Genomic DNA, 14,179 nt, shown 5'->3' with positions numbered 1-14,179 from the left:
TCTCCTCAGACCGGGTAATAACCGGCGCGACTCAGTGGCAGGCGGCGCAGGCGCGTTCCGGATGCAGCCTGTAATGCATTGACCAGCGCTGGACCGATGAGTGCGGTGCCGGTTTCCCCAACTCCGCCGGGGGCCTCCATGCTTGGCACTATATGTACCTCGACCTGCGGCGCCTCGCTGATACGCAGTTGACGGTAGTTGTGGAAATTGCGCTGTTGCACCACGCCCCGCTCAATCAGGATTTCGTTGAACAGCGAGGCCGACAGGCCGAACAGCGTGCCGCCCTCTATTTGCGCCTGCACCGAGGTGGGATTGGTCACCAGGCCGCAATCGATGGCGCACACCAGCCGCGTGATGCGGTAGCCCCTGCCGCCATGCATCGCCATCTCCACTACCGTGGCCATATAGCTGCCGAACACGGCACTGACGGCCACGCCGCGCCCTTGGCCCGCCGCAAGCGTACTACCCCATCCCGCCTTGGCTGCAGCCAGACGCAATACCGCCTGAGCACGGGGCTGCTCACTCATCAGCCCCAGCCGGTAGTCCACCGGATCGGCGCCAGCGTTGCGCGCCAGCTCGTCAATAAAACATTCCAGCGCGTAGGTGCTGCGCAACGGCCCAACGCCGCGCCACCAGGACACCGGCACCACACCGGGCTCCTCGCGAATGTAGTTCACCTGCAGGTTGGGCAGTTGATAAATCGGCTCTATGGCCACTTCAACCGCATCGGCATCTACGCCGTTCTCCGGCAGGCTGCCCATATAGCGGCCCAACACCGAGGCGCCAGCAATACGGTGCTGCCATCCTAAAAGTTTGCCATCGGCATCCAGTGCGGCGGTCAGCCGGTCGGCGTACTGCGGGCGATAGAGGTCGTGCGTCATATCCTCTTCGCGGCTCCAGATCAGCTTGATCGGATAAGCCACCTGCCGCGCGATATCCACGGCCTGGGTAATGAAGTCATAGTCCAGTCGCCGCCCGAAAGCGCCGCCGATCAACTGGTTGTGAATGGTGATCCTGTCTGCTGGCAAGCCACTGATCTTGGCCGCCGTCTGCTGGGCAAACACCGGTACCTGGGTGCCAACCCAGAGCTCACAGGCGTCCGGCCGCACATGGGCTACGCAGGTCATCGGCTCTAGCGGGGAGTGCGATAGGAACGCCTGCTCATAAACGGCCTCAAAGCGACTGGCGGCACCTGTCAGCGCCTGGGTGATGTCACCATGGCTCTGCGCAATCACACCTTCGCGTGAGCTGGCCTGCTGCAATGCTGCATCCAGTTGTGGTGAACTGACAGCGGCGTGCTCGCCCAGATCCCACTCGACCTCCAACGCCTTGAGGCCCTGCTGGCAGGCCCAGTAGTTGGAGGCGGTCACAGCCACCGCATTCTCCAGCGTGATCACATCGCGCACGCCAGGTACCCGCCGGGCATTCGCGGCATTGACGCTGCGCAGCTTGCCGCCGTGCACTGGGCAGGTCAGGGTCGAGGCGATCAACATGCCGGGGACTTGCAGGTCGATGGTGAACTGCGCCTTGCCGTTGACCTTGGCCGGCGTGTCAAGCCGCGGCGCGGCAGTGCCCAGCAATTTGAACTGGTCTGGTGTCTTCAGCACTACCTCGGTGGGCAGCGGTAGCGTGCTGGCGGCATCGACCAACTCGCCGTAGGCCGCTTGCTGCCCTGCCGGGCCAAAAACCTTGCCGTTGTTCGCGTGGCACTGCACCGTTTCTACTCCCCAGCGCGCGGCTGCGGCCTGAATCAGCAACATCCGCGCTGTGGCCCCGGCTTCGCGCAGCGGTCGCCAGGCATGACGAGTGGAGGTGGAGCCACCGGTGGCCTGAAACTGCATCAGCGAATCGGCATAGAGCTCAGTGTCCGGTGGCGCGTCCTCCACCGTCACTGCCGACAACGGCACTTCCAGCTCCTCGGCGACCATCATCGCGATGCCGGTATGCGCGCCCTGCCCCATCTCGATCTTGGGTGAAATCACTGTTACCTGGCCGTCGTGCCCGACCCGTACGTAGGCGCCATAGGCCCGCGGCGATTGATCGCCCAGACGCCCGGCAGCCGTGGCTTCGGCCGCCACACTCTGTGGCACAAAGGCCGGCAGCCAGGTGCTGAGCACCAATCCGCCCAAGGCGACACTGGAGCCCTTTAGAAAGCCGCGCCGGGAGAGTGCCATTGTCGAATCTTCCATCAGTTGCGCTCCTCAGGCCCGGCCAACGTCTTTGATTGCCGCACGAATGCGCGTGTAGGTGCCGCAGCGGCAGATGTTGCCCGCCATGCCTGCGTCGATTTGCGCATCGTCGGGGGATGGAGTCTGTTGCAGCAATGCAGTAGCCGACATGATCTGGCCGGATTGGCAGTAACCGCACTGCACTACCTCATGCGCCAGCCAGGCTTGCTGGACCTTGGCTCCCAGCGCACTGCTGCCAATGGCTTCAATGGTGGTGATGGGCCTATCCCCCACCGCACTGACGGGCAACACGCAGGAACGCACTGCAGCACCGGCCATATGCACGGTGCAGGCGCCACATTGCGCGATACCGCAACCGTATTTGGTGCCCGTCAGGCCCAATACATCGCGGAGCACCCAAAGCAGGGGCATATCGTCCGGCACATCGAGTTGGTGTTGCTCACCATTGATGGATAGCAGCGGCATGGAAACCTCATCAGGGTACGGAATAATTGTTTTTCTACACTCTAGCAGCAGCTTGCACTACGAGACGCGAGGTGCCCGCAGGCGCGCAAGAATAAACGACTCAATACAGAGACATTCACGCAGCAAGAGACAGCAGCATTCATTCGAAGTGATGCGAACTATGGAATCAGGGTAGCGCCAAACCGGCGCAGAGCGATAGAACAAAACCCCGACTCACGAATGCAAACAAGGGAGGGGATAGAAGATAGCAGCAACCGACAGATACCGTCGGTTGCTGCCAGGCACAGGCGAGCCGAATCGCGCGGTCCGGCTCGCCATATCATCAGCGCGCGATCAAGGCGTAAGCACCGTCCTGATCCAGACGCGCCCAAGCATAGCCAGTGCCCACCGCGACCATGCCGGCAGCGGCAGAGCAGCTATCCTCTACATCGTCCGGCAACTCGTCCAGGTAAGCCTCGTTGTAATCGTCCGCACTGAGACATTCCGACGTTACTACCGGTTCCCAGGCTGCGGTTTCGGTGTTCCAACGCGCAAGGGTCAGCTTGCTGGCATCGGCATCACCCGGCAGGTTGAACTGCAGCACATAGTCATCGCCGCGCTCGTCGTCATCCAGTATCCAGTTGCTGTTCACGCGGCCAGCCGGCAGGGTAACCGGTTGCTTGGCCTGCTCACTGCCGTCACCAAAACTGCCGGCCAGCCCAACATCGGTCTGAATATCCTTCATAATGCCTCTGGCGCTGCTGAAAGTACCGTCCTGTCCCTGAATGCCACTGACAATGAGTACATCCGACTCCGCGCCATCACGGGCGGCGATCCAACTCAGAGAAACCTGTTTTTTCAAATCGATGGTGGTCTCGCGGATTTCCACTTCCTCGTCGGCGGTCCCGGCATTGATCAGGCGTACGCGCTGACTGTTGTTGAGGTTGGGCGAGAAGCTCTCATGCGGAATGTGCAGATAGCGGAAATAGCGCGCGGCCAGCTCCGCATTGCTTTTTGCGGTAGAAACACCAGGCTCGAAGTTGGTGGTTCTGGTGCGGGTTTCGTAACGGTTGAAGATGTTGTTGTCACCGTCGAGAATCCGCGCCGAAAAGCCATTGCTCGATGCGCAGGCGCTGGTGCGATAGCTCTTGTCATGCGTCATGTTCAACTGGTTGTTGGCGGGAATGCTGGAGGGATAGACAATCTTGTCGCAACGCTCGGCGGTGCGGGTGAAACGGTCTATCAGCTTCCATTGCGGGTTGGCCAGCTCGCGCATGCCATCCTCGTTGCTGGTAATGGTGTGGGCCTCGTAGTAAGAGCGGTAGTCCACCAGCTCACCATTGAAGCTGAGGATGGATGCGTTGACATCCAGCGTGCCGCTGCTGCCATCGTTCACTTTCACCATGACCATGTCCTGAATCAGCTCACTCTCGCCGTAGCGCGAGTCATAGCCTTTGTAGGAGGCACTGCCACTGACCAGCTCGGTATAGTGACCGCCGTAATAGCCCTTGATCAGGCTGCGCAGATACTGGTGTTCGTGCCCGGCCACATAGATAACGTCATTATCGGCGAACAGTTGCCGGTAATCGTCGTGCACCAGCAGAAACTGCTGGTCGCCTTCGGAGGTATCGTAAGCTTCCACTACGCGTTCGCGAATATTGCCGTAACGCGAGCCGACCATGGTGTTATGGGTAGAGACTATGATGTGCTCCACCTGGTCGCGGTAAGTCTCGATCATCTCCCGCGTGAAATCATAGGCAAAGGGTAGTTGGCCGTAGGAAAGCGACACAATCAACACATTGCCCCGAACCAGAGCGTAGTTCTTGTCGCGCTGGCCGGTCATCTGAATGGCATCGCTCGGAATCAGGTCGCTGACGTTGTCGTACCAATCCTGGTCGGTGCCTTTGATATCATGATTGCCCTGTACCGGCAGCATGACGAAATCATCACGATATTCATCCACCACGCTGCGCCACTGGGCGTACTCTGCCGGCGTAGCCTCTTCAGACAGGTCACCCACCAGCAACAGCAGATCAACCTCCTGCTCGCGGTAGAATTCCATCAGTGCGCGCATCGGCATGATGGACGAGTTCTGGCCACCGCCCTGGGTATCCGGAATGACCCCTATCTTCAACGCCTGCGCCACCGGCGGCTCGGGCGGTGGTGCAGCGGTATCATCATCGCTGCTATCACTGGAAGACAAACAACCGGTGAGCATAAGACCGGCAACTAATGACACAACTCCAGTTCGAATAAACATCTCAATTCCTTTTCAGACAACATTCATGGAGCCTGAAAAGCTATAGCGCATGCGTGAACGCCCCGAGACAGAGGCGTTAAACAAAAAAGACGAAAGGTAACAAGAAGTGTCAAACCCGCCCTGTGCACGGCGGTGATAACCCCGCGTATAGCGCTTCACAACCCTTGATTTGGCAGGATACGCCGATGGCCCGGTTGAATCATGAGTTTGCGAGTTTTCCAAATCGCAATGGCTGCCGCGCAGCCGCGAATGAAGGCGCCGCCATCTTTTTTGATGAAAAATGCATGACAAGGTCGCAGAGTCACACCAGGGCGGGCAACGGCGGTGCACTAGGGCGCACCGCCGGAGGGTTTAGGGTTAGCGGAAAGGGGGCTCGTCGAAGCTGCGCAGCTTGCGCGAATGCAGCGAATCCAGCTGGCTGCGCAACAGCTCCAACGCATGAATGCCAATGTGCAGATGCTGGGTAACGGCGCGCTCGTAAAACGCTCCCGCGGCGCCCGGCAGCTTGATCTCGCTGTGTAGCGGTTTGTCGGAGACACACAGCAGCGTGCCGTAGGGCACCCGCAGCCGATAGCCCTGCGCGGCTATGGTGCCGCTCTCCATGTCGACTGCGATGGCCCGTGCCATGTTGATCAAGGGCCGCTCCTGCGCCCAGCGCAACTCCCAGTTGCGGTCGTCGTAGGTCAATACCGTGCCGGTGCGCAGCCGGCGCTTGAGGTCATCGCCCTGCTCGCCAGTCACTTCGGCAGCAGCCTGTTGCAACGCCTGCTGCACTTCGGCCAGCGCCGGCAACGGAATATTGGGCGGCAATACCCTATCGAGAATGCCATCGCGGCGCATATAGGCATGCGCCAGCACGTAGTCGCCGATGGTCTGAGACTGGCGCAGGCCACCGCAGTGACCAATCATCAGCCAGCAGTGTGGCCGCAGCACAGCCAGATGGTCGGTAATGTTCTTGGCATTGGATGGCCCTACGCCAATGTTGACCAGGGTAATCCCCTCGGCCGGGTTCTGGGCCTGCAGGTGGTAGGCCGGCATCTGGTAGCGATGCCAGAGTACAGATTCGATAAAGGCCTGCATTTCCCCTTCGGCCATACCGCGTTCGATCACCACATTGCCCGGCAGCACCATGCGCTGAAAACGTGAATCAGCCTGCAACATGTCGAGCCCGTGGCGGATGAACTGATCCACATAGCGGTGATAGTTGGTCAGCAGAATCCAGGGCTGCACATGCCGCCAGTCACTGCCGGTGTAATGCACCAGGCGGCGCAGCGAAAAGTCGGTACGTGCGGCATCAAACAGCGCCAGCGGCAGCGGGTCGATGTTTTCCCAGTCGTAGAGACCGTCGGCGGTACCGTCGTTGGCGGCAGAGAGGTCAGTGCTGGGAAAAACACGCGCCAGCTCGGCGGCGGTCACCCCGGAGGCGCCCAGCTCGTCGCCCTGCTCGACTACGTAGGGGTAGGGAATATTGGCCTGACTGGAGCCCACTTCAACGGTGACGGTGAAATCGCTCATCAGCGGGCGCAACTGGTCCAGCAGGTAATTGCGAAAGGCCGCCGGTTGGGTCACGGTAACGCTGTAGGTGCCGGGCACCTGGACCTTGGCGAAGGCGCGGGTGGTACTGGGCACTTCGCCCTGGCAATGGTAGGTCAGGCGTAGCTCCGGGTAACGAAAGGCGCAGCGGCCAATATCCGGGTGGACCCGGCTGTGCAGGTACTCCTTGAGCGCCTGGCGCAGGGCACCGGTGGCCTGATGATGCAGGGCGGCAAGGCGATCAACGGCCTCTTCAGGGCTGGAAACTACAACAAAGTCATCTGGGCAGGCTTGCATGCTGTACCTCGGCTGTTCGCATGAGGCTATCTTGCCTGCTGTAGTGCACCCGCGCCAAGCAGCAAAGAGATGAACAGGCCAACCCGCAGTGGTGATATGGCTGGCGCGGCGACAGCGCAACGCGCCCTCATCCATGGGCTTGAGGGCAGCTAGATTTGCAGCGTTGCCCCGCTCACCTGTGCCAATACCCCTGTGGTTTGGCGCTGGCGCCAGTGCGCTGGCGAGCAACCTCTCCAGCGCTTGAACGCACGCGAGAAGCTGGCCGCCTCGGTGTAACCCAGCTGCTGGGCGATAGCCTCCAGTTGCAGATCGGTATCGCGTAACAGTCGCTCGGCCAGACTGCAGCGCACCCGCGCATCCAGTAGCCTGAAAGCATGACCTTCCGCGGCCAGCCGCCGATGCAGGCTGCGCTCGGAAGTACCAAGCAACCTGGCCGCCTGGGCTGCCCCCATACTGCCACCGGTACGGCTCATCAACAGTTGCATGACCTGACGCGCCAGCGGCGTGTGTACGTCAGCCACACTGGCGCAGAGCTGTTGGCACAAACTCGCACAGGCTGCCTGCGTCATGGCGTTCGCCAACGGCAAGGGAGCATGCAGGTCTGCCTCGGCGATCAGCATGGCGTTGCGCCCCGCCTGCAGATCGATGCGGCAACCAAAATACTCGGCGTAGCGCTGCTCCGGGGCTGGCTGCAACAGATTCAGCTCAATACGCAAAGGCACGAAGGGACGCTGCAGCAGTTCACTGAACACCCGCAACCAGGCCGCCAAACCACGTTCGATAACCGTTGCCCGGGCATCGGCCGGCAATACCCGTTCGTCGAGCGACAGATAAAGGCCCAGAGTATCCGGCACCAGGCTTACCGGGCAGATCGACAGCGACAGCGCACGAAAACGGCTACTGACCTGCAGTGCATCGGCCAGTGAGTTACTGGCCAGCATGGTATATCCGAGCAGACCGAGGCTGGTGAGATGGTAGTGCTCACCCAGTAGCAGCCCCAGCCCCGGCTGCGGACAAGCGGTTACCAGGTTGCGAATGACCGCCAGCTCCTGCCAAAGCTCGATGCCCTCACCCGCCTGCAACCCGCGCTCGCTGAGACCGCTGGTCTGCAGGCAGATCTCGCTTGCCACGCCCAGATGATGGGCAGTCGTCAGCAGATAGTGCACATTGGTGTTATCGCGGCGCTCTCGCCAGTTCATCACTACTCCCCGAGTCACGGCCCGATGGCAGAAATTATCATTTTTTGGCAGTTTTGATCATGGCTGAGCGCCATGGCTTGGCGCAAGCTTTGTGCATAGCCCCCAACAACAATCACAGAGGTGAAGCCCATGCCTGAATTTTTCTACACCCACGGCGGCAACAATAAGGCCCGTCCCAGCGAGTATTTCAGCGTCAGCCCGGTGGCTGGTTCGCTCGGCGCCGACATCCACGACATCGATTTGAACAATCTCAGCGAGCCAGGTCAGGCGGCGCTGCGCCAGGCACTGATGGACCACGGCGTACTCTTCATTCGCGACCAGCAACTGAGCGTGGCGCAACTGGAGGCGGTAACGCAGCGCTTTGGCGACTTCGGTATCGAGCCTTACGTCAAACCCATGGCGGACCACCCGCATGTGGTGCATGTGGTCAAGGAGGCCAGCGAACAGACGCCCATCGTGTTTGGCGGTGCCTGGCACTCCGACTGGTCATTCCAGGAGCGCCCGCCTGCCTTCACCCTGCTGTATGGCAAGGACGTACCGGCGAGCGGCGGCGACACCCTGTTCAACAACATGTATCTGGCCTGCGAGTGGTTGTCCGATACCCTGCGCGACACGCTGCGCGGACTGGACGGCGTACACAGTCCCGAGTTTGGTTACGGGCCCAACGCCAAGCATAACGCCGGGCTGGAAAGCATGAAGATTGTCTACGGGGAAAGCGTGGAGAACGACGTGCGGAGCCATCCGCTGATTACCCGTCATCCGGAAACCGGCCGCGAGGTGCTGTTCGCCAATCCAGTCTATACCCTGGGCATTGCCGGCATGAAGGCGGAAGAGTCACGGCCCCTGCTCGATTACCTGTTCAGCGTTGCCACTGCCCCGGCGTTCACTTGCCGCATGCGCTGGACACCCGGCACCCTGGCGATCTGGGACAACCGCTGCGTCTGGCACCAGCCGGTATCGGATTATTTTGGTCAGCGCCGTGAGATGTTCCGCACCACTGTAGTGGGCGACAAACCCGCGCGAGGAGCAACCGCATGAGCCAGAAGGAGGCCAATCCACGACGCGCGGCCGAGCTGCTGCTCGCCGCCCGCGCCCAGCGCCAGCCCTGTGACGCCGTGGCAGCAGACTGTGGCATCAGCAACCTGCCCCAGGCCTACGCCGCGCAGCAGCAATGGCAAGCGCTGAGCCTGCAACAGGGCGATCGTGTCATTGGTTACAAGCTTGGCGTAAGCAATCCGGCGGTACAGGCCAAACTCGGTCTGTCGGGGCCGCTGGAGGGCGTGTTGATGGCCAGCGGCTTGCGCGAGGCAGGGCAACAATTGAACTCCCGGGACTTTATCGCCCCGCGTGCCGAGATCGAGGTGGCCATGATCTTCGCCCACGAGCTGCACGACCCGCAGCTTGACCGCGCGCAGCTGGTTGCCGCGCTGCAGAATGTGGTGCCGGCACTGGAAATCTGCGATTCGGCGATCGCCGGCTGGCCCAGCAGCCTGTTTGATGCGGTAGCTGACAATCTCTCATCCGGCGCCTTTCTGCTTGGTACGCAGCGCAATGATCCGAGCAATCTGGATGTCAGCCAACTGGCTGCGACGCTGGAGATCAATGGCAAGCCGGTAGCCGAAGGCAATACCGGCAGTTGTATGGGCGATCCATTGAACGCCTGTTTATGGCTGGTGCGCGAGCGCTTGCGCCAGGGCGGGACTGTCAAGGCAGGCGATATCATATTGACTGGCGCTTTGACCGGGTTGCATCCGGTTGCTCCGGGAGACCGGCTAGTACTGCGTATGGGCGGACTGGGGGAGGTGAGCTGTAGCTTTAGCGCTTAGCTGGAGGCTGGAGGCTGGAGGCTGGAGGCTGGAGGCTGGAGGCTGGAGTGTATGCCGATAGCTGAAGCTAAAAAGAAAAAACCCCGCCGAGGCGGGGTTTTGCAGAATAGATCCTGATCATCCGTAATGGCATTGCCTCTCCGAGGCGCTGTCCCTATTCCCTGTTGTTTGGTTCGCTTCCTGCGATGCTCCTAGCGCGATTGATAGTACGCAGGTTCTCAGGAAGTGCCCATAAGTCATTGTCATCACAGCGTGTAAGCATTTACTTACATTTGAGCGGCCCGGCTCACATAGAGCCGGGCACTGGCTCAGAACTGTGACGCATCCAGCTCGAACAGCGGGTCGCTACCGGCGCGTACCGACTCGCTCAGAGAATGAATGCGCGGCAGCAGGCGCTTGACGAAGAAGCGCGCCGTACCCAGCTTGGCGCTGTAGAAGCCGCTGGCGTCGGCGTCCATCTTGGCCAGTGCGACCTTGGCCATTTTCGCCCACATGTAGGCATAGGCGGTGTAACCGAACACGTGCAGATACTCGACCGAGGCGGCGCCTACTTCGTTGGGGTTACTCTGGCTGCGCTCAATCACTTCGGCCGTCAGGGCTTCCAGGTTGCTCAGCGCCTTGGCCAGCGGCTGGACGAACTCGGCCAGTTCATCAGCGCCGTTGTCTGCCACAAAGCTGCGCACCTCATCGGCAAACACCTTGAAGAAGGCGCCGCCGTTGGCTACGGTCTTGCGGCCCATCAGATCCAGCGCCTGGATGCCATTGGTCCCTTCGTAGATCTGCGCGATGCGCGCGTCACGGACCAGCTGCTCCTGCCCCCACTCACGAATGTAACCGTGGCCGCCGAAGACCTGCTGGCCGTGTACGCAGTTCTCGAAACCGATATCGGTGAAGAAGGCCTTGGCCACCGGTGTCAGCAGCGCCACCAGGTCTTCGCCTTTCTTCTTGGCGGTGGGTTCGTCCGAGTATTTGCTGATATCCAGCTGCATACCCACGTAGGTAGAGAAGGCACGGCTACCCTCGGTCATGGCCTTCATGGTCAGCAACATGCGGCGCACATCGGGGTGCACAATGATGGGGTCGGCGGCCTTCTCGGGCTGCACGGCACCGGTCGGCGCGCGGCTCTGGATACGCTCACGGGCGTAGTCCACTGCGCTCTGGTACGAGGCTTCGGAGCAGCCGATACCCTGAATGCCGATGGACAGGCGCTCGTAGTTCATCATGGTGAACATGGCGTTGAGGCCCTTGTTCACCTCGCCCACCAGATAACCACGCGCAGCGTCGAAATTCATTACGCAGGTGGCCGAACCCTTGATGCCCATCTTGTGCTCGATCGAGCCGCAGGTCACCGTGTTGCGCTCGCCGAGCGAGCCGTCGGCGTTGACCATGAACTTGGGCACCAGGAACAGCGAAATGCCCTTGGGGCCAGCCGGTGCATCGGGCAGCTTGGCCAGTACCATGTGGATGATGTTGTCGGTCAGGTCGTGCTCGCCACCGGTGATGAAAATTTTGGTGCCACTGACCAGGTAGCTGCCGTCGGCCTCGGGTACCGCCTTGGTACGGATGATGCCCAGGTCGGTGCCGCAATGCGGCTCGGTCAGGCACATGGTGCCGGACCACACGCCCGCATACATGTTGGGCAGGTAGGCCTGTTTCAGTACTTCACTGCCATGGGCGTCCAGCGCCAGACAGCAACCGGCGGTCAATGCCGGATAAAGCGCAAAGCTGTTGTTGGCGCCGTAGACCATCTCCTCAACCTGCACGCCCAAGGTCTTGGGCATGCCCAGTCCGCCGTATTCGGGGTTGCCGCCCAAACCGACCCAACCGCCCTCGGCGTAGGTCTTGAAGGCTTCCTTGAAACCAGCGGGCGTGGTGACCACGGTGTCGTTCCACTGCGCGCCCTCTTCATCGCCGCTGCGGTTCAGTGGAGCAATGGTCTGCGAGGTGATCTTGCCGGCTTCTTCCAGCATGGCATCGGCGGTTTCCGCATCAATGGCGCCTTCCAGACCCGGCAGGCTCTGCCATAGTGTATCGGCGTCGAATACTTCATTGAGTACGAAGCGGATGTCACGCAGGGGGGCTTTGTAATCGGCCATGCAAAATCTCCTCATCAACAGGTACGCCCGGGCCATACCGGAACAGGACGAGGATTGTAGCGCGACAACAAAAAAACCTATAGCGTCTTTTTGTGACTTTTAAATGCAAGATAGTCACCAAAAGACATGCCCCGCGCGACAGCCCACCTGATGCAGCGTGGCAGGCGATGCCTCAAGTGCATTCCTTCCTTTGCCGACAAAAGCTCAAACCGGCGGCGCCTGGGACCACCGGGTTCCATCCTGGCAGCGACGGCGCGGGTGCACGGTTGCACCTGCTGGTCGAGATGCCACTCGGCCTTCCCAGGAAAGGGCAACCCCGGCCACCTCATGAACAGGCGTATCACGAATATCCTGCTGCTGAACGGACATAAAAAAATCCGATGCCAGATATCTGGCATCGGATTTTCCAGGAAGCCCGACTGGGGCTCAAATGAACAACATCACCGCTCAGTCGGAGCTTCTGTCCCAGCTTGTAGCTTGTAGCTTGTAGCTTGTAGCTTGTAGCTTGTAGCTTGTAGCTGAGCTTAAAACTGCTCGGCAGTCATTTCCATCAGGGTATCCGCACCGGCATCCAGCGCTTCTACGTGGGCCTGCGCACGGGGCAGCAGACGCTTGAAGTAGAAGTTCTGAGTAGCCAGTTTAGCCTTGTAGAAATCTTCTTCGGTAGTGCCTGCGTCCAGTTTCTGCTGGGCAACCACGGCCATTTTCAGCCACATGAACGCGTGGATGACGTAGCCGGAGAACATCAGGAAGTCCATGGAGCTGGCGCCCACTTCTTCACGGTTCTGCATGGCGCGGCCGGCGATGCGCTGGGTGATCTCGCCCCATTGCGCGTTCAACTGGTTCAGCTTGGCAATCTCGCCAGCGAACTGGCTGTTGCCTTCGTTGGCCTGGCAGAACTTGTGCACTTGTTTGGTGAAGGCCGCCAGCAACTTGCCCTGGCTGCCGAGCACCTTGCGACCCAGCAGGTCGAGCGCCTGAATGCCGTTGGTGCCTTCGTAGATAGGGGCAATGCGGCAATCGCGCATCTGCTGCTCCTGGCCCCACTCGCGAATGTAGCCATGACCACCAAACACCTGCATACCCAGGCTGGTCACTTCCAGGCCGGTTTCAGTCATGAAGGCTTTACAGATAGGCGTGAGGAAGGCCAGTTGGGCTTCCGCCGCTGCGCGCTCGTCTTCGCTCGTGCTGTAATGCGCCTGATCCAGCAACTGCGCGGTGTAATACGTCAGCGCGCGATTACCTTCGTTGAAGGCTTTCATGGTCAACAGCATGCGACGTACATCCGGGTGCACTATGATCGGATCGGCGGCCTTTTCAGGCGCAGCCGGACCGCTCAGTGAGCGCATCTGCAGGCGATCCTTGGCGTAGGCCAGGGCCGACTGATAAGAGGCCTCACCGTGACACAGACCCTGCATGCCGGTACCCAGGCGGGCATGGTTCATCATGGTGAACATGCAGTTCAGGCCTTTATTGGCCTCGCCGATCAGATAGCCGGTGGCATCGTCAAAGTTCATCACGCAGGTGGCGGAGGCCTTGATACCCATCTTGTGCTCCAGCGAGCCGCAGATCAGGCTGTTGCGCTCGCCTTTCTCGCCGTTCGCGTCCAGCACGAACTTGGGCACGATGAACAGCGAAATGCCCTTGGTGCCAGCCGGCGCATCGGGCAGCTTGGCCAGCACCAGATGGACGATGTTCTCGGCCATGTCGTGCTCGCCGCAGGAGATGAAAATCTTGGTGCCGGTAATCTTGTAGCTGCCGTCGGCTTCCGGCACGGCGCGGGTCTTGATCAGGCCCAGGTCGGTACCGCAATGTGGTTCGGTCAGACACATGGTGCCAGTCCAGGTGCCGGGGGTCAGCTTGCTCAGGTACTGATCCTTCTGCTCCTGCGTGCCGTGCGCGCGTATGGCTGCGGCGCAACCGTGCGACAGACCGGGGTACATGCTGAAGGAATAGTTTGACGACGCTACCATCTCGCCGATCACCAGACCCAGGGAGGCGGGCAGCGCCTGGCCGCCATACTCGGCCGGACCGGTCATCGAGCCCCAGCCGTTGTCACAGTACTGTTGATAGGCCTCCTTGAAGCCCTTGGGCGTAGTCACTACGCCGCTCTCGATGTGGCAGCCTTCTTCGTCGCCGGTGCGGTTCAGCGGAGACAGCACGTCACGGGTGAACTTGGCGCCTTCTTCCAGAATGGCATTGACCAGATCCGGCGAGGCATCTTCCAGGCCATAGGCTTCATAGCCGGCGGCAAAGTCGAGCACTTCGTCCATCACAAAGTGCATGTCGCGCAAGGGGGCGTTGTATTCGGGCATATTGGCTCTCCAAAGGGCGG

Annotated in this window: 9 protein-coding genes; 2 read left to right on the top strand and 7 right to left on the bottom strand. The window is 60.6% G+C overall.

All coding sequences use genetic code 11. The features are described from left to right. Window positions 1-5: 5 nt before the first annotated feature. The 5 genes from V7756_RS00760 to V7756_RS00740 all read right to left on the bottom strand — a co-directional run bounded on the left by V7756_RS00760 (window position 6) and on the right by V7756_RS00740 (window position 7,922). Window positions 6-2,189 (bottom strand): xanthine dehydrogenase family protein molybdopterin-binding subunit, encoded by a 2,184-nt coding sequence (locus V7756_RS00760; RefSeq protein WP_335608254.1) that lies wholly within the window; start codon window positions 2,187-2,189, stop codon window positions 6-8. A gap of 12 nt (window positions 2,190-2,201) precedes the next feature. Continuing rightward, on the bottom strand, window positions 2,202-2,654 hold the full coding sequence (locus V7756_RS00755; protein WP_335608253.1) for a (2Fe-2S)-binding protein: 453 nt from the start codon (window positions 2,652-2,654) through the stop codon (window positions 2,202-2,204). Window positions 2,655-2,976: 322 nt separating this feature from the next. Further along, window positions 2,977-4,893, bottom strand: a complete 1,917-nt coding sequence (locus V7756_RS00750) for a metallophosphoesterase family protein (RefSeq protein WP_335608252.1) — start codon at window positions 4,891-4,893, stop codon at window positions 2,977-2,979. Window positions 4,894-5,250: 357 nt separating this feature from the next. Next, on the bottom strand, window positions 5,251-6,723 hold the full coding sequence (amn, locus tag V7756_RS00745) for an AMP nucleosidase (protein ID WP_335608251.1): 1,473 nt from the start codon (window positions 6,721-6,723) through the stop codon (window positions 5,251-5,253). Between the two features lie 149 nt (window positions 6,724-6,872). After that, window positions 6,873-7,922: an AraC family transcriptional regulator gene (locus V7756_RS00740; RefSeq protein ID WP_335608250.1), complete on the bottom strand. Its 1,050-nt coding sequence runs from the start codon at window positions 7,920-7,922 to the stop codon at window positions 6,873-6,875. 129 nt (window positions 7,923-8,051) lie between these two features. Between V7756_RS00740 and V7756_RS00735 the strand changes: the two genes are divergently transcribed. Together V7756_RS00735 and V7756_RS00730 are read left to right on the top strand one after the other, a co-directional pair. Further along, window positions 8,052-8,960, top strand: coding sequence for a TauD/TfdA dioxygenase family protein (locus V7756_RS00735; RefSeq protein ID WP_335608249.1), 909 nt, complete (start codon window positions 8,052-8,054; stop codon window positions 8,958-8,960). Beyond that, entirely contained in the window at window positions 8,957-9,748 is a 792-nt protein-coding gene (locus tag V7756_RS00730; protein WP_335608248.1) for a 2-keto-4-pentenoate hydratase, read from the top strand. The genes V7756_RS00735 and V7756_RS00730 overlap by 4 nt, the downstream gene beginning before the upstream one ends. Before the next feature lie 308 nt (window positions 9,749-10,056). On the opposite strand, the gene V7756_RS00725 is transcribed toward V7756_RS00730, so the two are convergent. Both V7756_RS00725 and V7756_RS00720 read right to left on the bottom strand, forming a co-directional pair. Continuing rightward, a complete protein-coding gene (locus tag V7756_RS00725) occupies window positions 10,057-11,844 on the bottom strand; it encodes an acyl-CoA dehydrogenase C-terminal domain-containing protein (protein WP_335608247.1) in 1,788 nt (595 codons plus the stop codon). A gap of 524 nt (window positions 11,845-12,368) precedes the next feature. Beyond that, window positions 12,369-14,159 carry an acyl-CoA dehydrogenase C-terminal domain-containing protein gene (locus V7756_RS00720; RefSeq protein ID WP_335608246.1) on the bottom strand — a complete coding sequence of 597 codons (1,791 nt, stop codon included), beginning with the start codon at window positions 14,157-14,159 and terminating at the stop codon, window positions 12,369-12,371. Window positions 14,160-14,179 lie beyond the last annotated feature (20 nt).

Source organism: Halopseudomonas sp., assembly GCF_036961105.1.
In the GTDB taxonomy this organism is placed as follows: domain Bacteria; phylum Pseudomonadota; class Gammaproteobacteria; order Pseudomonadales; family Pseudomonadaceae; genus Halopseudomonas.
Note: the sequence above shows the minus strand (reverse complement) of the source record. Positions and strands in the feature narration are given on the sequence as shown.

Excerpts from the sequence above, each read along its gene's own strand:
- V7756_RS00760 (WP_335608254.1), bottom strand. The coding sequence starts at position 2,189 with ATGGAAGATTCGACAATGGCACTCTCCCGGCGCGGCTTTCTAAAGGGC.
- V7756_RS00750 (WP_335608252.1), bottom strand. The coding sequence starts at position 4,893 with ATGTTTATTCGAACTGGAGTTGTGTCATTAGTTGCCGGTCTTATGCTC.
- V7756_RS00730 (WP_335608248.1), top strand. The coding sequence starts at position 8,957 with ATGAGCCAGAAGGAGGCCAATCCACGACGCGCGGCCGAGCTGCTGCTC.
- V7756_RS00755 (WP_335608253.1), bottom strand. The coding sequence starts at position 2,654 with ATGCCGCTGCTATCCATCAATGGTGAGCAACACCAACTCGATGTGCCG.
- V7756_RS00725 (WP_335608247.1), bottom strand. The coding sequence starts at position 11,844 with ATGGCCGATTACAAAGCCCCCCTGCGTGACATCCGCTTCGTACTCAAT.
- V7756_RS00740 (WP_335608250.1), bottom strand. The coding sequence starts at position 7,922 with ATGAACTGGCGAGAGCGCCGCGATAACACCAATGTGCACTATCTGCTG.
- V7756_RS00720 (WP_335608246.1), bottom strand. The coding sequence starts at position 14,159 with ATGCCCGAATACAACGCCCCCTTGCGCGACATGCACTTTGTGATGGAC.
- amn (WP_335608251.1), bottom strand. The coding sequence starts at position 6,723 with ATGCAAGCCTGCCCAGATGACTTTGTTGTAGTTTCCAGCCCTGAAGAG.
- V7756_RS00735 (WP_335608249.1), top strand. The coding sequence starts at position 8,052 with ATGCCTGAATTTTTCTACACCCACGGCGGCAACAATAAGGCCCGTCCC.